We start from the raw sequence: 24,234 nt of genomic DNA, 5'->3' as shown, positions 1-24,234 counted from the left end.
TTTATACTAGAGAAAAGTTAGCATCACAGAGGTTTGGATATGGGCAAGTTAGTTGAAGGTGTTTGGCACGATGTGTGGTACGACACCAAAGAAAGTGGTGGTAAATTCGTTCGTGAAGATGCGGGCTTTCGCAACTGGGTTGAAAACAAAGCCGGAGCGCAATTTGAGCCAGAAAGTGGTCGTTACCACCTATACGTATCGTTAGCTTGTCCGTGGGCGCATCGCACGCTGATCTTCCGTGAACTGAAAGACCTAACCGATCACATCGACGTGACAGTAGTTTGCCCTGACATGATGAGTGAAGGGTGGCAAATGGGCTTGCCTGAGCCTCTGTTTGGTCACACTCGCATGCACCAAATCTACACCCAAGCCAAACCGGACTATACAGGTCGAGTCACAGTTCCTGTTTTATGGGATAAGAAAACCAACACCATTGTGAGCAACGAGTCGTCTGAAATCATCCGCATGTTTAACTCAGAATTTAATGAGCTAACGGGTAACACCGACGACTACTACCCATGGGAATTGGCGAGCAAGATTGACGAATGGAACGACAACATCTATCCGAACATCAATAACGGCGTTTATCGTACCGGCTTTGCGACCACACAAGAGGCTTATGAAGAAGCGTATGACGCGTTATTTGAAGCGTTAGATAAAGTGGATGCCCATCTTGGCGAACACCGTTATCTGGCGGGTAACGAGATTACAGAAGCGGATTGGAGGTTGTTTACTACTTTGGTTCGATTCGATGCTGTGTATGTAGGTCACTTCAAGTGTAACAAGCAGCGAATTGCGGACTATGCAAATATTCAGGGTTACCTAAAAGAGCTGTATCAGATCGAAGGCATCAAAGAGACGACCGATTTTTACCATATCAAACGTCACTACTATTACAGCCACACGGGCATTAATCCAACTCAGGTTGTTCCTAAAGGACCCGCGCTAGATTTAGAATCGCCACATGGCCGAGGCTAGGCTTACCAGTTAGCTCCTTTACTCCAGACATAAAAAAACCCTAGATAAACATCTAGGGTTTTTGCTTTCTACTAAAGAAAAATTAGTTAATTACTTTTTCTTCAGCTTGAGCTGCTTGGTCTGCTTGGATAGCCGTTAGAGCTACTGTGTAAACGATATCGTCTACTAGAGCACCACGAGACAAGTCATTTACTGGCTTGCGCATACCTTGAAGCATTGGACCGATAGACACTAGGTCTGCTGAACGCTGTACCGCTTTGTAAGTCGTGTTACCAGTGTTTAGGTCTGGGAATACGAATACAGTCGCTTTACCTGCTACTGGAGAGTTTGGTGCTTTAGAAGCAGCAACGTTTTCCATGATAGCCGCGTCGTACTGTAGAGGGCCGTCGATCACTAGATCTGGACGTTTCTCTTGAGCAATCTTAGTTGCTTCACGTACTTTATCTACATCTGCACCCTTACCAGATTCACCAGTAGAGTAAGAGATCATAGCAACGCGTGGGTCGATACCGAATGCCGCAGCAGAATCTGCAGATTGGATAGCGATTTCAGCAAGCTGTTCAGCTGTTGGATCTGGGTTGATCGCACAGTCACCGTATACAAGAACTTGATCAGGCAGAAGCATGAAGAAGATTGAAGATACGATAGAAGCATCAGGAGCAGTCTTGATGATCTGGAACGGAGGAACGATAGTGTTCGCCGTTGTGTGAACAGCACCAGAAACTAGGCCGTCAACTTCACCAGCTTCAAGCATCATAGTACCTAGGAATACTGAATCTTCTAGCTTCTCACGAGCTACAACTTCAGTCATACCTTTAGCGCCACGAAGTTCTACTAGACGAGCTACGTAGTTTTCGCGAACTGATGCAGAATCGATGATCTCAACGCCAGCGCCAAGCTCAACACCTTGCTGTGCAGCAACACGACGGATTTCTTCTGGGTTACCTAGAAGTACACAAGTCGCGATACCGCGCTCAGCACAGATAGCCGCAGCTTTAACTGTACGTGGCTCATCACCTTCAGGAAGAACGATGCGCTTAGCCGCTTTACGAGCAAATTCAGTTAGCTGGTAACGGAATGCTGGTGGGCTTAGACGACGGATGCCTTGAGTGCCTTCAGATAGAGAATCAATCCAAGGGCCATCGATGTGGCTTGCAACGTGATCGTTAACGAACTCGATACGCTCTTTATCGTCTGCAGGAACTTCTAGGTTGAAGCTCTGTAGGTTAAGAGACGTCTGCCAAGTGTTACCTTGCGCTTTGAAGATCGGTAGACCTGAAGCGAATGCTGGTGCACATAGGTTAGCAATGCTTTCTGGGATGTCGTAACCGCCAGTAAGCAGGATTGCGCCAATCTCAACACCGTTTTTCGCAGCAAGAGCCGCAGCAACGATAACGTCAGGACGGTCTGCAGAAGTTACTAGCAGTGAACCTGGCTTAAAGTGCTCAATCATGTGCGGTAGAGAACGTGCACAGAAAGTGATGCTCTTAATACGACGAGTTGCGATTTCACCTTCGTTGATGATTTCAGCGTTAAGGTGTTTAGCCATATCAACCGCACGAGTTGCGATTAGGTCGATGCTCCATGGCACACAGCCAAGAACACGGATAGGGCTAGAGTTGAAGATTTGCATTACTTCAAGGTTCGCTTGCTGAGCTGTATCTGCATCGTCGAAGATTTCAGATAGGTCAGGGCGAGTACGGCCAGCTTCATCAACAGGAGCGTTAAGCTTGTTGATGATTACGCCTTTGATGTTCTTGTTCTTAGTACCGCCGAAGTTAGAACATGCTACTTCGATACGCTCTTTAAGTTGCGTAGGGTTGTCAGTACCAGGAGTCGCAACGAATACGATCTCCGCACCAAGTGTCTTCGCGATTTCCGCGTTTACTTGGTTAGCAAATGGGTGCTTACGAGTAGGTACTAGACCTTCGATTAGCGTTACTTCTGCGTCTTTGTTGATCTTGTTGTATTGCTCAACAACAGACTCAAGAAGTACGTCCATTTTTTCGCTACCGATCAAAGCTTCAGCTTTAGTCATTGCGATTGGCTCACCAATCTTAATGTCGCTGTTTACGCTGATAATAGTAGACGTTAGATCTGGTTGATCACCACCGCTGCGAGGTTGAGCGATTGGCTTGTAGAAAGAAACACTTACGCCCTTACGCTCCATAGCGCGAAGAACACCCATGCTAACACTAGTAAGACCAACACCAGCGCTTGTAGGGATAAGCATAATAGTACGTGACATTGACGAACACCTTTGACTATTGGAAATAAAAAAAGCTCAACTGCTATTCCCACCGATATTTAAATTGGGGTAGGAATAGAAGTTGAGCCCCATTTTCTTGATATGAAAAACTGACTAGCTTCGAGTGAAGCTAGTCAGGAAAATCAATTAAAGACCTGCTAGTTTCGCAGTGTCTTCAGCAATTACTAGCTCTTCGTTAGTAGAGATAACCATTGCAGGGATACGGCTGTTAGCTGTAGTGATAGTACCTTCGCCGCCGAAACGAGCTTTAAGGTTAGCTTCACCGTCAACTTCGATGCCGAAGATGCCTAGGCGGTTAAGAACCATTTCACGGATTGGGCCAGAGTTCTCGCCGATGCCGCCAGTGAAAGTGATTGCGTCTAGACGACCTTCTAGAGTTGCAGTGTAACCAGCTACGTACTTAGCTAGACGGTGACAGAACACGTCCATTGCACGAGTTGCTTCTTCTTTCTCACCGTAGTTGTCTTCAACGAAACGACAGTCAGAAGTCACTTCAGTTAGACCAGCAAGACCAGACTCTTTAGTTAGCATGTTGTTGATTTCTTCAACAGAGTAACCAAGAGCGTCGTGTAGGTGAAAGATGATCGCAGGATCTAGGTCACCACAACGAGTACCCATTACAAGACCTTCAAGAGGAGTAAGACCCATAGAAGTATCTACAGATTGACCGTTCTTGATAGCACATACAGAAGCGCCGTTACCTAGGTGACAGTTGATGATGTTAACTTCTTCAACTGGCTTGTTTAGTAGGCCTGCAACTTCACGAGTGATGAATAGGTGAGAAGTACCGTGCATGCCGTAACGACGGATGCCGTGCTCTTTGTACAGGTTGTACGGTAGAGCGTATAGGTAAGACTCAGAAGGCATTGTTTGGTGGAACGCAGTGTCGAATACAGCAACGTTTTTAAGGCCTGGGAAGTTCTGTTGAGCCGCTTCGATACCGATAAGGTGAGCTGGGTTGTGAAGAGGTGCGAAAGTCGCAGCGTCTTGAATACCCTTAAGTACTTCATCAGTGATAAGTGCAGAAGAAGTGAACTGCTCGCCACCGTGTACGATACGGTGACCGATAGCGCCAAGGTTAGCTTTAAGCTCAGGCTTAGAAGCAAGAATAGTTTCTACCATGAAAGATAGTGCTTCTACGTGAGCTGCGCCCGCGCCTAGTTGTGCTTCGTGCTTGCCATCAAGTTTCCACTTCATACGAGCTTCTGGGAGACCCAGACACTCAGCAAGACCAGTTAGGTGCTCAGCACCTGTTTCTGCATCAACCACAGCGAATTTAAGAGAAGAACTACCACAGTTTAAAACTAAAACTAGCTTAGACATTAATGACTACCTGTTAATTTTTCTGATCGAAATCAGTTAAGGATGAAAATTAATCTCAAGAATAGACGAAGCACGGTAGCTTGCGTACTAACCTTGGTCAAAAAAACGTTAATTTCCGTATAAAGTGAAAGCGCACTTTTTCAAAAAAAGAGGCTTGTGCATTCCTTGCAGAAGTCTTCTCAAAGTTGCTTAAATTGTAAATAAGGGCAACAATGAGATTGAGGTCTGCAAATAATAGCGATATTGTGCAAATATAACAAAAAAATTTGAAAGAATATTATTTTTCGTCAAATTTTTGTGTTTTTAGTTGATGATTTCAACTTTTTTTTAATGGGAGACTCAGATGAGCAATAGAGTTGGTTTAGCTAGCAGTTTAAAAGATGGCCAAAAGTACATGGATCTCTGGCCTGTTCGAAAAGAGTTAAACGCTATTTTCCCTGAGCAACGCATAATTAAAGCGACGCGCTTTGGTGTAAAGGTGATGCCCGCGATAGCTGCTATCAGCGTTCTTACGCAAATGGTCTTTAATAATTACCAAGCGATGCCACAAGCAGTGGTTATGGCTTTGTTTGCTATTAGTTTGCCACTTCAAGGCATGTGGTGGTTAGGTAATCGCTCAAATACACAACTTCCGCCAGCGTTAGTATCGTGGTATCGCGAACTGCATGAGAAGATCACTGAAACGGGTTTTGCGTTAGAGCCAATGAAGCCACGCCCCCGTTATAAGGAATTGGCGATTATTCTGAATCGAGCATTCCGTCAGTTAGACAAATCTTCAATGGAACGCTGGTTCTAAGAAAACCTCACTTCTCCCTATCGTCTGAGAACAGCTATACAGAGTTGATGGCATGTTCTCAGATTCGTTCCTCTTGACTCTGTTTGTTCATCTTACTTTTGTTGCTTGTTTTATTTGCCTCTTTCTATTCACTTCGTTTCTTACCTAGAGATTCAACCCAACCAACCTTTTGACGCATAATTCGAGCTTTGTTGTGTTTTTGTTAAATATCACTTCAAGTTATCAAAAGTTACTGGTAATAATATCAATAGTGAATTTAATGTTGTGTTCTCTCTAGATCGAGCAATAACAACGAGCGCTTGATGAAGGGAGTATTGATGGGGTCTGTAAGAAAAGTATTAACGGTTGCGTTAAGCGGTTGCCTGTTGCTATGGGCTAGTGGTGTGGCAGCAAATATTGCCAAGGTATCGGTGTCACAAGTCGTAGATCATCCAGATTTGAATGCAACACGCTTAGGGCTTCTTGAAGGATTAAGAGCTAAAGGCTATGAACCCGGAAAGAACTTAGAGTTTTCTTATGAAATGGCGGATGGGAATCCAGCGCAAGCTGCCAAAATTGCCAGAGAGCTCGTCAGTGAAAATCCCCATGTATTGGTTGGTATCGCAACACCGACCTCACAAGCCTTAGTGTCGGCGACTCGCTCTATTCCTATTGTGTTTACCGCGGTTACGGATCCTATCGGCGCTAGGCTCGTCAAACAATTAGAAAAGCCGGGGCGTAATGTCACAGGGCTTTCTGACTTATCTCCGATCACTCAGCATGTGTCATTAATCAAAGAACTGCTTCCTGAAGCTAACTCAATCGGTGTTGTGTACAACCCGGCAGAAGCAAATGCAGTTGCCTTGGTTGGACTATTAAAGAAAGCGACGCGAGACTTCGGTTTTACTCTTTACACAGAAAGAGTACTCACCATTGATGATGTGGAATCAAAAGCAGAATCAGTGGCAAAGAAATCGGATGTTATCTACGCCTTAACGGACAACACTGTTGCGAGTGGGATGGAAGGTCTTATCAACGCGGCTAACCAAGCAGATACACCTGTCGTCGCAGGCGCTACATCTTACGTAGGAAAGGGCGCTATTGCAGGTTTAGGTCTAGATTACTATGACGTTGGGGTACAAACTGCGGACTATGTAGCAGCTATCCTCAACGGACAAAAGCCTGGAAAATTGAGCGTTAAAACAGCACAAAGCTCACAACTGGTGGTGAATTTGGAAGCTGCTCGTGAGTTAGGTGTGACATTGCCTCAATCAGTGATCGACCGCGCGGTAGTCAGTCGTTAATAGGTCTACTTCAAACGCGATCTATGCTTGGTTACTGGTCTTTTCATTTGATCATTATGAGAGAAATCGTCTTACTGAAAACAAAGTGGGTCTACAAAGCGTGATCTACTTTGACTGACGATATTTTTCTGATTGTCGCCAACAAATAATTTCATATCTTAAGCAAATTAAACATTGCTCGAGAACCACTATGAAGCCATTTATCTTTCATGCGCAAACCCCCGACTACTTCCACGAAAAAGACGGCATTCTGACTGTTAAGTTAATGACTGACCGCAGTGATTGGAATCGGGTTCTGTTGAGGCATGAGCCGGATAACGAAGAGTACCTGCTTGATATGAGCAAAGTCGGTACTGAAGGTCGATTGACCATGTGGCAAGTCTCTTTTCCAGTTAATTCAGACAGAGATATTACTCACTATGTGTTCAAGTTAGTCGACTCAACAGAACAGCACTGGCTTGATGCTAGGGGTGTACATAGTCGTGTTCCAAGCCGTGAATTTCATTTCAAGTTTAATGCCCATCACTGCCCACCATCATGGGTCTCGGAGCAGGTCTTCTATCAAATCTTTCCTGAACGTTTTTGCAATGGTAACCCGAGTATCAGTGTTAAAGCGGGGGAATATCGCTTAAAAGAAAACACATTAGATGTCGTTGTGAAAGAGTGGGGCGATTCTGTTGAAGGACACAATGGAACAGGGGCTGCTGAGTTTTTTGGTGGCGACTTAGCGGGCATTCACAACAAGCTAGACTACTTACAAGATCTAGGTATTACCGCCTTATACCTAAACCCGATCTTCCAATCACCGAGTAATCACAAATACGACACGACCGATTACTACAAGGTCGACCCACACTTTGGCACGAATGAAGAGTTCGCGACGCTCTCTAGCGACATTCATGCTCGTGACATGAAAATTGTCTTAGATGCCGTATTCAACCATACATCGGTCGAGCACCCATGGTTTGATAAGCTAAAAACCAGCATTTCAAGTTCAAGTCTGAACTCAGAGAAAGGGGCTTATGGTCATTCTGATTCTCCTTATCATGACTACTATTTTTTCGAACCAAGTGATTCGAAGAAGTACGTAGGATGGAAAGGGATCTCATCGCTTCCTGTTTTAAATTTCTCTAACGAAGCGGTTCGAGATCATATCTACCAATCCGAAGAGTCAGTGATCAAACATTGGCTGAAAGCGCCTTACCATATCGATGGTTGGCGTTTCGATGTGATCCATATGCTAGGGGAAGGCGAAGGCGCCTATAACAATGCACATTATGTAAAGGCATTCCGTGACTCAGCAAAGGCCGAGAACTCAGAGGCTTATATCTTGGGAGAGCATTTCTTTGAGGCCAGCCAATGGTTACAGGGAGAGCAAGAAGACGGGTCAATGAACTACTATGGTTTTGCCCATCCGGTACGCGCGTTATTAGCAAAACAAGATATCGCTTATGAGCCCATCAATATTGATATGTTCGCTTTCTCTGATTGGTTAGCAGAAGCAAGAGCTAAGGTGCCATGGCTGAATCAGTTATCGCAACTGAATCAATTGGATAGCCACGATACGGCGCGGATGTTGACGCTTCTTAATGGCGATGAAGCGAAGCAGAAGTTGGCTTTGACTTTATTATTCACTTACGTTGGGACGCCGTGTTTGTACTATGGAACCGAGGTGGGTTTAGAAGGCGGTCAAGATCCGGATAATCGAAGATGTTTTCCGTGGGGAGCAGAGCAAACCTCTCATTGGTTCTCATTCCATCAAGCGTTGATAAGTTTGCGAACTGAACGCAGAAGCTTACAAAGTGGTGCTTACTTAGAGTTGTATTGTGACGCTGAAACTTTAGTGTTTGCGCGTTGCCTGAAAGGGGAAAAGACCTTAGTTGTACTAAACTTGTCTAACAAAGAAAAGTCGCTAGTTTTACCTGTATGGATGCTTGGACAAGAGCAAGGTGAACTGGTCGCTTTGCTTGGTCAAATAGAACGTGTTTTGATCTGTAACGGTACCGTAGATATTGTTATTCCAGCGATGCAGTCGATGATTTTTGACGTCGGCAATAAACTGGATTAAATCACTCAAGACTAGCCCTGCTTAGTCTGGGCTAGTTTTTAAAGCTCTGAGTGAATGGGAAAGATCGATTCATATCAATTTACACTCTTTTACCTCGTGGGAAATGACAATTAATGTAATAATATTAATGGGGTAAATGAAAATAGCTGAGCGCTAAGAGCAAATTATATGAAAGTAAATAGGCACTTTAGCCTTACCTTTATCTTCGGGTTTCCCGCGGTGATCGCGACGATGCTGCTTGGCCTAATCGGAAAGAACCATTTTGATTCGGTTAAAAAAGACATCGACAGCGAGTTCCATCGTATCGAAGAGGTGTTCAAAAGAACCACAAAAGTGGTGACTGCCTTAGACTACAGCTTCTCCAACTACTACAAATCCGGAAACCCTCTCTTTCTCGATCACAACAAACAAGTGGTGGATGGGCTTTGCCAAATCTGGCCTATTGATGTGTTACTCCTCGCGGATGGTAAAACCTCAGACATTCCTTCTGTCGATATCGACTATATGCTGGTCGGCCAAGAATCCCTTTGCTCCGAAACAAGTGACAGCTACAAGAGCGCCTCAGAGAAGATAGCACTGGCTCCTATTCTTTCATTTTTATCTCAGCTTGATGAATACCATGACGGCGTGCACTTTATTGATACGAGTGGCTATGTGATCTCTTCGCCGGAAGATTTTGCCAAAGGACTCAGTAAAGAGCTGCTCTCGACCATCAAGAGTCGTCCTTACTGGCAGAAAACCGCCAACAACCCTGACCAACTCACGCTTTCTGGCCCTGGTTATCGTTTTGATTCCCTTGACCGCATGATCAGTATGACCATCCCCGTGTTCCATAAAGGCGTTCACCAAGGGATGCTGTCGGTGGATATTAATGCTGGCAGGTTGCTTGAGAACTCTAATGAGCATCTTGCTGGTCGGATAGATATTATCGATACCACTCGCTCTGCGCCGATTGATAGTGCGGCTTTTTACCATGAGATTAACCTCGAAGGTGTCGCATCCCATCATGCCATGTATTACGAATTGGATATTGCCAAAGAGATTGAGCACTTTTTCGTGTATGAGAAAGACAGCCTTATCGTTGCTATCATTGTCTATCTTTTCTCTGTCACGATCTTTTTCTATGTAAATTCGACTATTGAACGAGGTTACTTCAAAGAGCTCGCTGCGAAAGACCCAATGACAGGGCTGTTAAACCGACGTGGCTTAGAAGCGTTTTGGCGAAGCGTAGACCACGATCAATTGTTTGCCTTGACGGTATTTGACATCGATGATTTCAAGTTAATCAATGATACTTATGGCCACGACAAAGGTGATGATGTGATTCGTTACATGTCGCGCCAGATCAGTAACAGTGTTCGAAGTAGCGATGTGGCCGCAAGGTTTGGTGGAGAAGAGTTTGTCGTTTACATGAAAGGCGATGACCGTGAAACTCTAATGAGAACACTAGAGCGCGTTAAAAACGCAATCAGTGCTAAATCAGTCGATATTGTTCCGAATGGGTTCACCGTGTCTGGCGGTGTCTGCATTGTAGAAACAGAGCAAAGTAAGCTTAACTTCGAAGAGATATTTAAGTACGCCGATGAAAAGCTTTATGTGGCTAAGACGACGGGTAAAGATCGTCTCGAATTTTAGCCACGTTATTTAATCGGCGTATTGTTAGAAGTAGGGAGCAGCCAGCTTGTTCGAAGGTTTAAACAGGTTGGCAGTACTGCTCTTGATAACGTTTAATCTGCTCGACAATTGGAGCCGCTTTTTTATAGGTTCTGATCTCACGAAATAGCTCTTCAGCTTCCGGGTACTCTTTGCGTAGATACACAAACCACTGTTTTACACGGTTTGGATAATACAGCCCCTTATCACCTTCAATTTCAAACTCAGAGTAACGCAGCAGCAGGGCAATAACTTGTTGCCAAGGCATTGGCTGGTGGTTGTGTTTAACGACGTTACCAAGGTTTGGAACATTAAATGCACCACGACAAACCATCAATGAATCAATACCTGTGGCTTTGATACAATCTTGACCATCTTGGTAATTCCAGATCTCACCATTCGCAATCAGCGGCAGAGAGGTTTTCTGACGGATCTGATTGATGTAATCCCACTTGATTTCACTGGCCTTGTAACCACCGGTTTTGGTTCTTGCATGCACGGTCAGTTCGTCGGCTTTTGCTTGTTCAATAGCATCGACAATCTCAAAGCACTCGTCTGGGTGTTCCCAACCTAAGCGAATCTTCGCGGAAACAGGGATATGTGCAGGCACTGCTTCTCGCGTTGCTTTGACGACTTGGTAGATAAGCTCTGGCTCTTTCAACAGAGATGCACCACCGTTACTTTTGTTTACCGCTTTTGCTGGGCAACCAAAGTTAAGGTCGATGCCTTTTGCGCCAAGACTTGCAGCTTGGATAGCGTTCTCAGCCATCCACTTGGGGTGTTGTCCAAGTAGTTGAACGTGGACAGGAACACCAGCCATGGTTTGTGAGCCTTGGTGGAGTTCTGGACACAAGCGATGGAATACATGCGGTGGCAGTAATTGATCCGTAACACGGACGAATTCAGTGACACAGAGATCGTAATCATTGATCTCTGTGAGAATTTCACGCATTAGGTGGTCTAGAACGCCCTCCATCGGGCCAAGTATTACTCGCATGCTGATCTACCGAAACATCTCTGTCCTGAAATTAAGAGGCGTGATTGTACGGTGTGCTTACTGGATTGTCACTATGAGCTAGGACTATCTGCAGTAATGGTTACTTCTCCGGTTAGTGGGAAGTAGTTGAGTCTCGGGATATCTTCGCCAAATGAAAAACCACTCGTGTAATAGTAATAGCAGCTTGGATCTGCAGTATACCAGCCGACGATATTCTCTTCAGATGGAAAAACGGAACTTCCATGGGCTCTTATTGTTAGGTCGGTCGTCATTAGTGCGTTCCAAAGCTCAACACAGTCGTCACCAGATAATCCTACACCAGCGCTGACTGGAGCATCACCAACTGCGAATGGAAATCCTGAAGAAGAAGGATAAATGTCACCTTGACCGTAATTCACCACTTGATCAAAATTTGGCTCTCCATCAACAAGCCATTGAGAATGGTACATATCAATGCTGTTTCTGAACGCAGCAAATGCGCCTTGTGCTAATGCTTCATGAGCGTCTCTCTGAACACCAAGAAATCGAGGTGCAGCGGTCACTGCCAATATTCCTAGAATAACGATCACAACGACAAGTTCGAGTAATGTAAAACCTTGGGATTTTGATTTCATGTTGATCACGCCTAAATGTAACTAAATGTTTATGGAAGCGTTTTACACCCAAGGTTCTGATTATCAAAGCGAAATAAGTGAAATCTCGCCAATATCTGAATAGCAATGGTTTGCGTATCGTTATCGGTTAGAAAACAGAGGGAAGTGGTTGGCGACATCTTGGCGGGGATAACGTTATAATATCGAAAATGCCCAAATATCCAGAGCTTTCATGACATATCAATTATTAAGCCTACCAGAATCTATTTCAGACATTACGCCGCAGTTTATCGAAGGTGCAATCCTTGCGTCTAACTTAGCGACAAAGCCACTCGATCCTGAAGAGTGGATTGCTATCGTAGCTCCTGAAGCGGGCAAAGAGCTTGTAACATTAGTGACGGAACAGATTAACCGCCAGCACAACCTGATTCAGCGTAGTGAATACTTACTGACTGACGTGTTTGCAGAAGGTGACTTCGATGAGCAGTTCGCAGATTTTGCGGAAGGTTTTATGATGGTTTGGCCGACAGTGGAAGAGCAGTGGCAAAGCATAACGGTAGCGGACGGCACTCTGCGCATGCTGCAAGCTCTGTTGACGACATTAATGCTCGCGATTGATGAAGAGCAAACTCAACAACAAATGGTTTCGGCTGGGCTTCAAAACCCGCCATCGCTTGCCGATTTAGTGGGTCAGGTCGATCTGATGATCTCAGAAGTGGCAATGGCGGCTGATGAGGCGATGCTAGGTAATAAATCGCAGAGCGTGAATCCATTTAAAGATATCGGCCGCAACGATGCTTGCCCATGTGAAAGTGGTAAAAAGTTCAAGCAATGCTGTGGTAAAAACAGCTAATCGCAGTTTGTTGATGAACATTACTTGAGTCAGTAGCAGACTCTCTTTATGTGTTCAAAAGCTTAAGTAATAAAAAAGTCGATCTGATGGTCGACTTTTTTGTTTTCTAAATTTCAGCGGCTTACTGTTAGTCGTTTTTCGACTTAACAAATTGAGAAATAACCACAATAGCGAAAGCCACCAAGTTACCTGCAAAGATAATCACAAGCCACTGTGGCATAGAAAGATCGAAGAACTGCCACACCACCTTGCTGCAGTCACCGTACGCTTCAAACATCCAAGGTGCCCATTGGTTCAAAGGCGCCCAGCTAGGGAAGGTGACGAATAAGTCACAGGTTGCGAAAGGAGACGGATTGAACTGGTAATCGACGTGCTCTAAAGCAAGCATCAAACCTTTGTATGCGCCAAATCCCCAACCAGCAAGGCCTAACCAGCGTGATATTGGGTTATTCGGGGCAATAGCACCAATCATGGCAGCAACACCGATAGCGAGCATAGCAACGCGCTCATAGATACACATTACGCAAGGACCAAGCATCATCACGTGTTGGAAGAAGAGAGCGCACGCTTCAAAAAAGACAATAAAAGCCAGCAGTAAAAGCCAAGATAAACGTCCCTTAGAGAAGTCTTTGATCATTGCTAAAAAGTTCACGAATTGAATCCTGTCTATAAAATAAAAAAGCCCTGATTACTCAGAGCTTTTTATCTTGGATAAGTTTCCTAATCAACTAATATTTTTGATTAGCTAGGGCGTGTTAACCTTTCGCGGTTAAGTTTTGTTCGAGAGAAAAGCGTTTTAATCGCGGCGAGGGGAAGGTAGCCTAGTTATTCTAAGTAAATTCCTCTCAACAAAGAGTAAAACGCTTTTAACCGAACCCTTCGGGCAGCGTTTGCTGGTCATTTCTACTACGTTATCGGCTTCTCATGTAGGCTAGCTACACATCAAAGCCTCTGTCTTGTATAAATACCCAGCAACTCGCTGCAAAAATCAGCTCGAAAGGTCAACACGCCCTAAATACACTTATTGTGCTTTGCAACACAAAGTCAGATTAGTGACCGCCAGAGATAACGGGAGCAACAGCTTCACCAGTACGCTGAATGATCCAACCTGCATCATAGAACCATGCTGTCATCGGTTCTACGAAGAACACAATACCTGCAAGGCCAACCAGTGCTAACACGATGGTGTATGGCAGAGCCATGATAACCATGCGGCCGTAAGACAGTCGAATTAACGGAGCAAGTGCTGATGTTAATAGGAATAGGAATGCAGCCTGGCCGTTTGGCGTCGCAACAGAAGGTAGGTTAGTACCTGTGTTGATAGCAACAGCAAGTAGATCGAATTGGTCACGAGTGATGATGCCTTCTACTAATGCAGTTTTCACTTCGTTGATGTAAACCGTACCTACGAATACGTTATCTGAAACCATCGATAGAATACCGTTGGCTACATAGAAGAGGGCGAGTTGTGCGCCTTTATCTTCAACGTGAAGTACAGCATCGATTACTGGCTTAAATAGAGCTTGATCGATTATTACAGCAACAACAGCGAAGAAAACAGCAAGAAGTGCAGTAAATGGCAGCGCTTCTTCAAATGCTTTACCCATAGAGTGCTCTTCAATAACACCGGTAAATGCAGTTGCTAAGATGATCACAGAAAGACCAATCAAACCTACTTCAGCAACGTGAAGTGCAAGGCCAACAATAAGCCATACTGCGATTGCACTTTGAACCCATAGTTTTGCTACGTCTTGTTTGGTGCGGTTTGCACGTTCTTTGTTGTCGAACTCAACCAAGATTTGGCGAACATTCGTTGGTAGCTCAGAACCGTAACCAAATACTTTGAATTTTTCTACTAGTGCACAAGTCACAATACCACAGAAGAAAACAGGCAGTGTTACTGGCAGCATACGGATGATAAATTCACCGAATTCCCAGCCCGCTTGTTTAGCAATTACCAAGTTTTGTGGTTCGCCTACCATGGTCATTACACCACCCAATGCTGTACCAACACCTGCGTGCATAAGCAGTGAGCGTAGGAAAGCACGGTAGTTCTCTAGGTCATCACGAGTAAGCTCAGAGATCTCTTCATCATGCGTATGATCGTGTGCAGACGTGGTGCCTTTACCCGATGCAACCTTGTGATAAATAGAGTAGAAGCCAACCGCAACGCTAATAACTACGGCGATTACTGTTAGTGCATCTAGGAATGCTGATAAGAAAGCAGCAGCAACACAGAAGGCAACAGAAAGTAAAATTTTAGATTGGATGCCAAGCAAGATCTTCGTGAAAATGAACAAAAGCAGTTCTTTCATGAAGTAAATGCCAGCAACCATGAATACGAGCAAGAGTAATACAGGAAGGTTTGCTTGCAGTTCGTGATAAACCATCTCTGGTTTAGTCATGCCAATGGCGACTGCTTGAATAGCTAATAGACCACCCGGTTGAAGAGGGTAGCATTTGAGAGCCATAGCTAGAGTGAAAATAAACTCAACCACCAATAGCCAGCCCGCAACAAATGGGTCAACTAGGAAGAAAACAAACGGGTTGATGATTAAAAAGGAAATGATGGCAAGTTTATACCAATCAGGAGCTTTACCAAGGAAGTTCTTGATAAAAGCGTTTCCGAGAGACATCGGCATGTTAATACTCTTTTATGTTGATTATGAATAGACAAGCAATACAACATTTTGAGAATCGAGCTATAGAAATTGTTAAAAACTATAACTAACAGTGACTTAGAAAAACTACATTCCATGTAATGTTCTGTGGTCTTGCCAAGTCACTCCCTTAGAAACTCAAGCACTGCTTATTTTTGAGCGCAACTCTACTCTTAGATAACATTTAGTCAACAGGAAAAGCCCTGTAGCACTAAAAATACCTCTTTTTTGTTGAGAAACGCGATCAAAGTAGCGGAAGCATACCACTTAAAATGTGATAAAAACCGACTAGAATCAATATTTCAGCGAAATGATTGAAATTTACAGAATAAAGACGGTTTATATATGATTATTACAACTTAATATTGCAATTTAATGGCTTTAAAATTATGACCAATCTCATTGATTTTAAAGAAAATTTGTTGTGTTAATGATTTGTTGAAATAGTGATTTATAGTCGCTTGCTTTCTAAACCTGAGGTGCAAACGTGTGCTGAACTTTAGAGTTTTAACTCTACTGATGTTTTGAGTGAGTAAAATTTTTGAGGGTGTTTCCGCTAGGTGTTAACTAGTGGTATGATGAGTAAATTAGAACAGAATAATTAAATTGGATTGAAGTGTAGATGGTCATTAAGGCGAAGAGCCCGGCAGGATTTGCAGAAAAGTATATCATTGAAAGTATTTGGAATGGCCGTTTCCCTCCAGGTTCTATCTTGCCAGCAGAGCGTGAGCTTTCTGAGCTAATTGGTGTTACACGTACTACGCTTCGTGAAGTACTTCAACGTCTTGCTCGTGATGGTTGGTTGACAATCCAACACGGCAAACCAACAAAAGTTAACCAGTTTATGGAGACATCAGGTCTTCATATCCTTGATACGCTAATGACGTTGGACGTTGATAACGCAAGCAAGATGGTAGAAGACTTACTTGCTGCTCGTACTAATATCAGCCCGATCTTTATGCGTTATGCATTCAAAGCAAACAAAGAAGCTTCAGAGCGTACTATTAGCAACGTGATTGAATCTTGTGAAGCGCTACTTGCGGCACCAACATGGGATGAGTTCTTAGAATCATCACCATACGCTGACAAGATCAAGCAAGCAGTCAAAGAAGATTCAGAGAAAGATGAAGCGAAACGTCAAACGATCTTAATCGCGAAGACTTTCAACTTCTATGATTACATGCTTTTCCAACGTTTAGCATTCCATTCAGGCAACCAAATTTACGGCCTGATCTTCAACGGTGTACGTAAACTGTATGACCGTATTGGCAGTTACTACTTCTCTAACCCAGAAGCACGACGTTTAGCGATGGACTTCTATAAAGAGTTGTTCGTTATCTGTGAGAGCGGCCAACGTGAAAACTTGCCGTTGGTGATTCGTAACTACGGTATCGCAAGCGCGCAGGTTTGGAACGAAATGAAAACAACGTTGCCAACGAACTTCACTGAAGACGATAGCTAATCTTTTGGGCTAACTAAATAGCGTTAAAGAAAGAACAAAAAAAGCGGCGAGATAATTCAATTATCTCGCCGCTTTTTATTTAGAATCTGGCTAATTTACCAGTAGGTTTTCATTTAACCTGCAAATTCTTCTGAATCTGGGCGGTTAGTAAACTGAACGCCATTTAGGAAATCGCAAAGCAGTTGGTCTTCACACACTTTGTAGTTTTTGTTCTCTGGCTTACGGAAGTAGGCACCAATCTCGTATTTACTTAGACTTACGCCAACCACTTCTAACACGTCCAGCACATCTTCTGCTTTCATGTTTAACGCGATACGTAGCTTCATGAAAATCATGTTGTTTGTCAGTGCTACCTCAGGTTTAGGCTGAGCACCTTCTTTTTTGCCACGCTTCAGATTGATGAAACCGTTCAGGAATACCGCTAGCTCTTTATCTTTCATCTTAGAGCATGACTTGTCGTTGTCGTCTTTCAGCCAGTTAATCACTTGGTCATGAGCAACCGTCACATCTGCTTGTTCGATAGCTTTGATGATTTGTGCATTTTTAAGGTTTAGTGCGTGCTGAATACGACGCAAGATTTCATTGTTAGTCACTGAGGTGTCCTAAAGAGGTTTAGAGAGTAAAGTGGATTCAAATGGCGCATTGCTATTGATAAACCATTTCATACTTTACTTAGCATAGTTGACGGCGACTCTAACAGAGAACGCCTATTTTCGGTAGATATAAAAAAATCCCCAATGCTGGTTAGCTCTTTCAAGCTAAAAGTGCATTAGGGATTTTGCTATGAGTGTTGTCTATCTGACTGAAGTCAGGATTACATTACACGCATACCAGGTTGAGCACCTTCGTGTGGCTCAAGGATCCATAGGTCGCTGCCGCCAGGGCCAGCTGCTAGGATCATACCTTCAGACATACCAAACTTCATCTTACGAGGTTTTAGGTTTGCTACCATAACAGTTAGCTTGCCTTCTAGCTCTTCAGGTTTGTATGCTGACTTGATGCCAGAGAATACTTGGCGCGTTTCACCACCGATGTCCAATTGGAACTTCAGTAGTTTGTTCGCTTTTGGTACTTCTTCACAAGAGATGATACGAGCAATACGCATATCGACTGCAGCAAAGGCATCGAATTCAATCTCATCTGCGATTGGTTCTTTGTCTAGCTCAGTTTGGCTTGCTTGCTCTTTATCTGCGTCTGCTTTTTCTTTTGCTGCTGCTTCAGCTGCTGCATCTTCTTTAGAAGATTCGATCATCGCTTCCACTTTCTTAGGATCAATACGGCTAAATAGCGCTTTGAACTTAGTGATTTCGTGATCAGTTAGCGGCGTTGCAACACCTTCCCACGTTAGCTCTTCGTTTAGGAAAGCTTCAGTGCGAGCCGCAAGCTCAGGCATTACTGGTTTCAGGTAAGCCATTAGTACGCGGAATAGGTTGATACCTACAGAAGAAACTTCTTGAAGTTCTTTCTCTTTACCTTCTTCTTTTGCAAGAACCCAAGGTGCTTTCTCGTCGATGTACTGGTTAGCTTTGTCTGCTAGCGCAGTAATCTCACGGATAGCGCGGCTGAACTCACGAGTTTCGTATAGTTCACCGATACGCTCAGCAGCAGCAACGAATTCGTTGTAAAGTTCTGGTTCTGCAAATTCAGCAGAAAGCTTGCCTTCAAAACGCTTAGTGATGAAGCCAGCGTTACGCGAAGCTAGGTTAACAATCTTGTTTACTACGTCAGCGTTTACACGTTGAGTGAAGTCTTCAAGGTTAAGGTCTAAATCATCGATACGGCTGTTTAGCTTAGCAGCGTAGTAGTAACGAAGGCACTCAGGGTCTAGGTGGTTTAGGTACGTGCTTGCTTTAATGAATGTGCCTTTCGACTTAGACATCTTCGCGCCGTTCACAGTTACGTAGCCGTGTACGAATACGTTGTTTGGCTTACGGAAACCCGCGCCGTCTAGCATTGCTGGCCAGAATAGGCTGTGGAAGTAAACGATGTCTTTACCGATGAAGTGGTAAAGTTCAGCTGTGCTGTCTTTCTTCCAGTATTCGTCGAAGTTTAGGTCGTCACGCTTGTCACATAGGTTCTTGAAAGAAGCCATGTAGCCAACAGGTGCATCTAGCCATACGTAGAAGAACTTGTCTTTTTCGCCTGGGATTTCGAAGCCGAAGTAAGGCGCGTCACGTGAGATATCCCACTGTTGTAGACCAGACTCGAACCATTCCTGCATTTTGTTTGCAGTTTCGTTCTGTAGAGAGCCAGAACGAGTCCACTCTTTAAGCATGCTTTCGAACTGAGGTAGGTCGAAGAAGAAGTGCTCAGAGTCTTTCATTACTGGAGTTGCGCCAGAAACCGCTGATTTCGGGTTAATCAGTTCAGTTGGGCTGTATGTCTCACCACAGTTATCACAGTTATCACCGTACTGGTCTTCTGACTTACACTTAGGGCAAGTACCTTTTACGAAGCGGTCTGGTAGGAACATCTCTTTCTCAGGATCGAAAAGCTGAGAAATAGTACGGCTAGAAATGAAGCCGTTCTTTTTAAGTTCTAGGTAGATGTGAGAAGCCAGTTCACGGTTCTCTTCGCTGTGTGTGCTGTGGTAGTTATCAAAGCTGATATCAAAGCCAGCGAAGTCTTTTTGGTGCTCTTCACTAACAGCAGCGATCATCTCTTCTGGTGTGATACCCATCTGTTGAGCTTTAAGCATAATTGGCGTGCCGTGAGCATCGTCAGCACAGATGAAGTTTACAGTGTTGCCACGTAGACGCTGGTATCGAACCCAGATATCAGCTTGGATATGCTCAAGCATATGGCCAAGGTGAATAGAGCCGTTAGCGTACGGAAGCGCACAAGTTACCAAAAGTTGTCTTGGATCAGTTGCCATACTTAATAATTCGCTTTTTTGATAGGTATAAATTTGAGAGGTAATACTACTTTATAACGTGTGATACGCCAAGGTATCAGACAAAGGATTCCCCTAGTTTTTTAGGGGTTCAGTCTTCATCTCGTGGGTGATAGCATAAATAAAAAAAGGAGCCCCAATGCGTAACTTTACTTCGAAGCAAGATTTCTGTTCATGGTTGAATGAGTTTGAGTCACCAATCCTCATCCCAGAGTGGGCGCTACACCAAAATATCGTCTCTGTTGATCCCCGCGGATCGTTTGTTATTACTTTGCCCTTCGCTGCCAACCAGCTTGCTGTTGATCTAGAAGATTGGATTAATGCCCAGATTGAGCAAAAGCTTGTGAGTGCTTTCCAATTTGAAGTGAAGGTGAAGCCATCTGCTTTAGAAACCACGGTAGCGACACCCTTGAAGGGCGTGAAGAACATCATCGCCGTGACATCCGCAAAGGGTGGGGTGGGTAAATCGACCACTTCAGTCAACCTTGCTCTGGCTTTATCTAAGTCTGGATCAAAGGTAGGTTTATTGGATGCCGATATCTATGGCCCTTCTGTACCGATGATGCTTGGCCAATTAGATGCGAAACCAGAAGTTCAGAACAATAAGTGGATGATGCCAATCGAAGCGCACGGCATTTTCACGCACTCTATTGGTTACCTTGTGTCGAAAGATGACGCTGCAATTTGGCGTGGCCCAATGGCGGCCAAGGCTTTAGGTCAGCTTGTTAACGAAACTGTATGGCCAGAGTTGGATTACCTAGTTATCGATATGCCACCGGGCACGGGCGATATTCAGTTAACTCTATCTCAGCAAATCCCAGTAACAGGCGCAGTTGTTGTTACTACTCCTCAAGATTTAGCATTAGCGGATGCACGTAAAGGTGTCGCGATGTTTGATAAGGTGAGCGTGCCAGTGGCGGGCTTAGTTGAAAACATGAGCTACCATATTTGTAGTCACTGTGGTGAGAAAGAGCATATCTTTGGTGCGGGGGGGGCAGAAGCGATGTCAGAAGAGTTTTACCTCGATATCTTAGCGCAAATCCCACTGCACATTGATGTTCGTGAAGATATCGATGCTGGTTGCCCGACAGTCGTTCGTCGACCAGATAGCGAACATACTCGTCACTATTTAGAGCTTGCAGAGAATGTGGCTGCGAAAATGTTCTGGACGGGTAAAGCGAGGCCGGAAGCGATTAACTTCTCGATGGTTGAATAGCGAACCTATGGTTGAATAACGCAAGTTAATCACAAAGCCGTTTAAATATAGTTTGGATTAGATAAACAGCGGTGGATTTAAGCCAATATCCATTGGGCTTGTGCAAATAGTTGTAGGCAAGTTATTTGAAAGCAAACGATTGTCTTAAGTAAATGTATTGAGATCATCAATTTGACTGCAATTAGCTAAAATGGCGACTAGAATCTATGTGCTTTAGCCCCTATAATCAGGCGGTTTATCTATTCCCACCACCAAACCATATCGGGTGCAAAATAATGTCTGATAATAATCAATGTGTCATCGTAGGTATCGCTGGCGCTTCAGCTTCAGGAAAAAGTCTGATTGCTAGTACGATTTATAATGAGCTGCGCGAAAAAGTAGGCGACCATCAAATTGGTGTTATCACGGAAGATTGCTATTACAGCGACCAAAGCCACTTGAGTATGGAAGAGCGAGTTAAAACTAACTACGATCACCCAAATGCACTAGATCATGACCTTTTATGTGAACATCTACAGCAGCTAATGAGTGGTAATGCCGTAGAAGTTCCTGAATACAGCTACACAGAGCACACACGTACTTCTGAAACGACTACACTTACTCCTAAGAAAGTGATCATTTTAGAAGGTATTCTGCTTCTTACAGACCCGCGTCTTCGTAAACTAATGCACGCAAGCGTGTTTATGGATACACCGTTAGACATCTGTCTACTACGCCGTGTTAAGCGTGATGTGGAAGAGCGTGGTCGTACAATGGACACAGTACTTAAGCAATACCAAGAAACTGTACGTCCAATGTTCATGCAGTTTATCGAGCCTTCAAAACAACATGCAGACATCATCGTTCCTCGTGGTGGTAAAAACCGTATTGCGATTGATGTGCTAAAAGCGCACATTGCGAAGTTGTTGAAGTCTTAATCGAATAAAAATTTGCCTAAGTGACTCACTTAGCTTTATTTTTTACCGAATCAGTGGCACTTTTATAGTGCCACTTTCTTTTGGAATCTAAGCAAGGAATATGCGGATGAAGAAACTACTCATTTTCATAGCTGTACCAGTGTTTGTTGTTATTGCAGCAATTCTGGCACTAGTGCTGTTAGTGAATCCCAACCAATTTAAGCCATTAATTGTCGAACAAGCCCAGAAACACACAGGCCTAGAGCTAGTGATCGAGGGCGATATCAGCTGGCAATTCTTCCCATCTATTGGCTTTGAACTTGGTCAAACTGAATTACGTAACCCAGAAGGGTTCACCCAACCGAACCTATTCAAGGTTGATACCGTTGGTGTTGATGTTTCGGTTACTCCGCTATTTAGCAACCAACTAGAGATCGGCAACATTACTCTAGACGGTGCAGAATTTTATTTAGAAACGCTTAAAGATGGTCGCAAGAACATTGATGCATTAACACAAGCGTCAGCGCCTCAAGAGTCTGAACCAGCTGCAGATACCAATACTGAATCAGCTCCAGCACCTCAAGAACAAAGCGCAACGGAAGCATCTGGTTGGACGATTAACCTTGCGGGTGTCACTGTATCAAACGCACTGTTTGAAATGGACGACAAGCAAGCGGGTTCATTCACCAAGTTGTACGATGTGTCTTTGAACTTATCTGAGTTTGCAGTGGATACATGGACAACAGCAACCTTCGCCGCTTCTGGTGAAAACAATCAACAGAAATTCTCTGCAAACGGCAGTGCTGAATTTAAACTTGCGGAAGGTTTCGCAAGTTATGCACTACGCAATATTGACCTTAATGCGAAATTCAATGATCCAGCAACGTCGATTGACTCTGCGAAGATTGGCTTGGATACGTTTGAATTCGATAAGGTAAACCGACTTACTTACGCTGTGGTAGGTAAAGCTGCGGGTCTTGATCTAGACCTGAAAGGTGGTGGTGAGTTAACTGTCGATAGCGCGATTTCAAAAGTGACACTGAATAAGCTAACGCTAGACTCAACATTCAAAGGTGACACGCTTCCGCAATCACCAATGAAAGTCGATATGTTGTCTGACTTGAGCTTTGACTTAACTAAGAGCCACTTGAGCTTCGTGTTAGAGAAGCTACAAGCAAACTCTATCGCGCTAGATGGTAAAGCTGACGTAACCCTGTCTGAAATTCCAAAGGTTCGTTTCTCCCTTCATAGCCCGAACATCGACCTTGATGAGTTCTTAGGCTTAGGTAACACAACAGAAACGGCAAGCACGGCTCCTTCTGAGTCTGCTGGTGGTTCAACGTCAAACTCAGCTAGCTCTGCACCTGCGAAAGAAGTAGAACCTGATCTGTCGGCATTGAAAACGTTAGACGTGAAAGGTGATATCACGATTGATAAGTTCAAGGCGAGCAATGCGAAAATGCAGAATGTTAAAACAGCATTCTCGGTTAACCGTGGTATCGCAGAACTTACCTCATTCACATCGAACCTTTACCAAGGCTCTATTTCTGCGACAGCTAAATTAGACGCACGTAAAACGCCAGCGACTTACACGGCTAAGAAGAAAATTAAAGGCGTGAAAGTTCAGCCGTTACTGGTTGATGTTGCAGATAACGATATGCTGGAAGGTACCGGTAATATCGATGTTAATGTGAAAGGTAAGAGCCTGACTCCGACGGGTATTAAGAAGAACCTAGTTGGTACTATCGCGATTAACTTTGAAGATGGTGCGGTAAACGGTATCAACGTTGCGCAATTGATTCGTGAGAATTACGCGAAGATCAAAGGCGAGAAAGTTGAAAGCACAAATGAAGCTCAAAAAACGGACTTCAGTGCAATGAAAGCGACGTTGAAGGTCGACAAAGGTTGGGTTTCAACCAACGACTTGTCGGCACAGTCACCACTACTGCGCGTTACTGGCCAAGGTAAAGCGAACTTCATTAATGAAACCGTAGATTTCCTAGTAAGAACGTCGATCGTTGGTTCGTTAGAAGGACAGGGCGGTAAGAGCATTGATGATCTGAAAGATGTGACGATCCCAATTAAAGTCACTGGTCAGTGGGCTGAACCAAAATTCGCGCTTGTCTTTGATGATGTGTTGAAACAGAAAGCACAGAAAGAGATTGATCGTGGTTTAGAAAAGCTAGACGAAAAGTACGGTGATAAGATCAAAGATGAGAAAACAAGAGATGCAGTAAACGGTCTACTAAAAGGTTTGTTTAACTAATCTTCATCTCATTTAAAAATGAATAAAG

General features: G+C 44.0%; 18 protein-coding genes. 10 read left to right on the top strand and 8 right to left on the bottom strand.

Annotation, left to right across the window (positions count from 1 at the left end; genetic code table 11):
• Positions 1-39: 39 nt before the first annotated feature.
• Complete coding sequence (locus FLM53_RS02905; protein WP_176680188.1) at positions 40-978, top strand: glutathione S-transferase family protein; 939 nt, start codon at positions 40-42, stop codon at positions 976-978.
• An 82-nt stretch (positions 979-1,060) separates the two neighbouring features.
• On the opposite strand, the gene pta is transcribed toward FLM53_RS02905, so the two are convergent.
• Together pta and FLM53_RS02895 are read right to left on the bottom strand one after the other, a co-directional pair.
• On the bottom strand, positions 1,061-3,226 hold the full coding sequence (gene pta / locus FLM53_RS02900; protein ID WP_017632510.1) for a phosphate acetyltransferase: 2,166 nt from the start codon (positions 3,224-3,226) through the stop codon (positions 1,061-1,063).
• Between the two features lie 147 nt (positions 3,227-3,373).
• Entirely contained in the window at positions 3,374-4,570 is a 1,197-nt protein-coding gene (locus FLM53_RS02895; RefSeq protein ID WP_010437209.1) for an acetate kinase, read from the bottom strand.
• A gap of 343 nt (positions 4,571-4,913) precedes the next feature.
• On the opposite strand from FLM53_RS02895, the gene yfbV reads away from it, so the two are divergent.
• From yfbV to FLM53_RS02875, 4 genes are all read left to right on the top strand, one after another.
• Positions 4,914-5,366 (top strand): terminus macrodomain insulation protein YfbV, encoded by a 453-nt coding sequence (gene yfbV / locus FLM53_RS02890; protein WP_017062168.1) that lies wholly within the window; start codon positions 4,914-4,916, stop codon positions 5,364-5,366.
• Positions 5,367-5,683: 317 nt separating this feature from the next.
• Positions 5,684-6,649, top strand: a complete 966-nt coding sequence (locus tag FLM53_RS02885; protein ID WP_176680918.1) for an ABC transporter substrate binding protein — start codon at positions 5,684-5,686, stop codon at positions 6,647-6,649.
• Between the two features lie 190 nt (positions 6,650-6,839).
• Positions 6,840-8,717 carry a maltodextrin glucosidase gene (malZ, locus tag FLM53_RS02880; RefSeq protein ID WP_176680187.1) on the top strand — a complete coding sequence of 626 codons (1,878 nt, stop codon included), beginning with the start codon at positions 6,840-6,842 and terminating at the stop codon, positions 8,715-8,717.
• A 168-nt stretch (positions 8,718-8,885) separates the two neighbouring features.
• Positions 8,886-10,352: a sensor domain-containing diguanylate cyclase gene (locus FLM53_RS02875; protein ID WP_057621877.1), complete on the top strand. Its 1,467-nt coding sequence runs from the start codon at positions 8,886-8,888 to the stop codon at positions 10,350-10,352.
• Positions 10,353-10,410: 58 nt separating this feature from the next.
• Here the strand turns inward: FLM53_RS02875 and dusC are convergent, their stop codons facing one another.
• Together dusC and FLM53_RS02865 are read right to left on the bottom strand one after the other, a co-directional pair.
• Positions 10,411-11,367 (bottom strand): tRNA dihydrouridine(16) synthase DusC, encoded by a 957-nt coding sequence (gene dusC / locus FLM53_RS02870; RefSeq protein ID WP_176680186.1) that lies wholly within the window; start codon positions 11,365-11,367, stop codon positions 10,411-10,413.
• Positions 11,368-11,438: 71 nt separating this feature from the next.
• Positions 11,439-11,981 carry a type II secretion system protein gene (locus FLM53_RS02865; RefSeq protein WP_176680185.1) on the bottom strand — a complete coding sequence of 181 codons (543 nt, stop codon included), beginning with the start codon at positions 11,979-11,981 and terminating at the stop codon, positions 11,439-11,441.
• Positions 11,982-12,192: 211 nt separating this feature from the next.
• On the opposite strand from FLM53_RS02865, the gene FLM53_RS02860 reads away from it, so the two are divergent.
• Positions 12,193-12,813: an SEC-C metal-binding domain-containing protein gene (locus tag FLM53_RS02860; protein ID WP_176680184.1), complete on the top strand. Its 621-nt coding sequence runs from the start codon at positions 12,193-12,195 to the stop codon at positions 12,811-12,813.
• A gap of 127 nt (positions 12,814-12,940) precedes the next feature.
• Here FLM53_RS02860 and dsbB read toward each other — a convergent pair whose 3' ends face one another.
• Positions 12,941-13,450 (bottom strand): disulfide bond formation protein DsbB, encoded by a 510-nt coding sequence (dsbB, locus tag FLM53_RS02855; protein WP_176680917.1) that lies wholly within the window; start codon positions 13,448-13,450, stop codon positions 12,941-12,943.
• A 412-nt stretch (positions 13,451-13,862) separates the two neighbouring features.
• The gene (gene nhaB, locus FLM53_RS02850) at positions 13,863-15,455 is read right to left on the bottom strand and encodes a Na(+)/H(+) antiporter NhaB (protein ID WP_017632516.1); all 1,593 of its coding nucleotides are present in this window, start codon (positions 15,453-15,455) and stop codon (positions 13,863-13,865) included.
• Between the two features lie 640 nt (positions 15,456-16,095).
• Between nhaB and fadR the strand changes: the two genes are divergently transcribed.
• Positions 16,096-16,935 carry a fatty acid metabolism transcriptional regulator FadR gene (gene fadR, locus FLM53_RS02845; RefSeq protein ID WP_019823572.1) on the top strand — a complete coding sequence of 280 codons (840 nt, stop codon included), beginning with the start codon at positions 16,096-16,098 and terminating at the stop codon, positions 16,933-16,935.
• 113 nt (positions 16,936-17,048) lie between these two features.
• Here the strand turns inward: fadR and FLM53_RS02840 are convergent, their stop codons facing one another.
• Both FLM53_RS02840 and metG read right to left on the bottom strand, forming a co-directional pair.
• Positions 17,049-17,528: a DUF1456 family protein gene (locus FLM53_RS02840; protein WP_176680183.1), complete on the bottom strand. Its 480-nt coding sequence runs from the start codon at positions 17,526-17,528 to the stop codon at positions 17,049-17,051.
• A 221-nt stretch (positions 17,529-17,749) separates the two neighbouring features.
• The gene (gene metG, locus FLM53_RS02835; RefSeq protein ID WP_176680182.1) at positions 17,750-19,810 is read right to left on the bottom strand and encodes a methionine--tRNA ligase; all 2,061 of its coding nucleotides are present in this window, start codon (positions 19,808-19,810) and stop codon (positions 17,750-17,752) included.
• Between the two features lie 157 nt (positions 19,811-19,967).
• Here metG and apbC point away from each other — a divergent pair, with 157 nt between their 5' ends.
• The 3 genes from apbC (at position 19,968) to FLM53_RS02820 (ending at position 24,206) form a co-directional block, all read left to right on the top strand.
• Entirely contained in the window at positions 19,968-21,044 is a 1,077-nt protein-coding gene (gene apbC, locus FLM53_RS02830; protein WP_176680181.1) for an iron-sulfur cluster carrier protein ApbC, read from the top strand.
• Between the two features lie 275 nt (positions 21,045-21,319).
• Positions 21,320-21,961, top strand: a complete 642-nt coding sequence (udk, locus tag FLM53_RS02825; RefSeq protein WP_004734002.1) for a uridine kinase — start codon at positions 21,320-21,322, stop codon at positions 21,959-21,961.
• Between the two features lie 106 nt (positions 21,962-22,067).
• Positions 22,068-24,206, top strand: a complete 2,139-nt coding sequence (locus FLM53_RS02820; protein WP_176680180.1) for an AsmA family protein — start codon at positions 22,068-22,070, stop codon at positions 24,204-24,206.
• Positions 24,207-24,234: the final 28 nt, after the last annotated feature.

This window comes from Vibrio sp. Scap24, assembly GCF_013394185.1.
GTDB classification, from domain to species: domain Bacteria; phylum Pseudomonadota; class Gammaproteobacteria; order Enterobacterales; family Vibrionaceae; genus Vibrio; species Vibrio pomeroyi.
The sequence above is the reverse complement of the archived record's forward strand: the minus strand, read 5'-3'. Positions and strand labels throughout refer to the sequence as shown.

Coding starts and splice junctions, on each gene's coding strand:
- FLM53_RS02905 (WP_176680188.1), top strand. CDS start 40: ATGGGCAAGTTAGTTGAAGGTGTTTGGCACGATGTGTGGTACGACACC.
- pta (WP_017632510.1), bottom strand. CDS start 3,226: ATGTCACGTACTATTATGCTTATCCCTACAAGCGCTGGTGTTGGTCTT.
- FLM53_RS02895 (WP_010437209.1), bottom strand. CDS start 4,570: ATGTCTAAGCTAGTTTTAGTTTTAAACTGTGGTAGTTCTTCTCTTAAA.
- yfbV (WP_017062168.1), top strand. CDS start 4,914: ATGAGCAATAGAGTTGGTTTAGCTAGCAGTTTAAAAGATGGCCAAAAG.
- FLM53_RS02885 (WP_176680918.1), top strand. CDS start 5,684: ATGGGGTCTGTAAGAAAAGTATTAACGGTTGCGTTAAGCGGTTGCCTG.
- malZ (WP_176680187.1), top strand. CDS start 6,840: ATGAAGCCATTTATCTTTCATGCGCAAACCCCCGACTACTTCCACGAA.
- FLM53_RS02875 (WP_057621877.1), top strand. CDS start 8,886: ATGAAAGTAAATAGGCACTTTAGCCTTACCTTTATCTTCGGGTTTCCC.
- dusC (WP_176680186.1), bottom strand. CDS start 11,367: ATGCGAGTAATACTTGGCCCGATGGAGGGCGTTCTAGACCACCTAATG.
- FLM53_RS02865 (WP_176680185.1), bottom strand. CDS start 11,981: ATGAAATCAAAATCCCAAGGTTTTACATTACTCGAACTTGTCGTTGTG.
- FLM53_RS02860 (WP_176680184.1), top strand. CDS start 12,193: ATGACATATCAATTATTAAGCCTACCAGAATCTATTTCAGACATTACG.
- dsbB (WP_176680917.1), bottom strand. CDS start 13,450: ATGATCAAAGACTTCTCTAAGGGACGTTTATCTTGGCTTTTACTGCTG.
- nhaB (WP_017632516.1), bottom strand. CDS start 15,455: ATGCCGATGTCTCTCGGAAACGCTTTTATCAAGAACTTCCTTGGTAAA.
- fadR (WP_019823572.1), top strand. CDS start 16,096: ATGGTCATTAAGGCGAAGAGCCCGGCAGGATTTGCAGAAAAGTATATC.
- metG (WP_176680182.1), bottom strand. CDS start 19,810: ATGGCAACTGATCCAAGACAACTTTTGGTAACTTGTGCGCTTCCGTAC.
- apbC (WP_176680181.1), top strand. CDS start 19,968: ATGCGTAACTTTACTTCGAAGCAAGATTTCTGTTCATGGTTGAATGAG.
- udk (WP_004734002.1), top strand. CDS start 21,320: ATGTCTGATAATAATCAATGTGTCATCGTAGGTATCGCTGGCGCTTCA.
- FLM53_RS02820 (WP_176680180.1), top strand. CDS start 22,068: ATGAAGAAACTACTCATTTTCATAGCTGTACCAGTGTTTGTTGTTATT.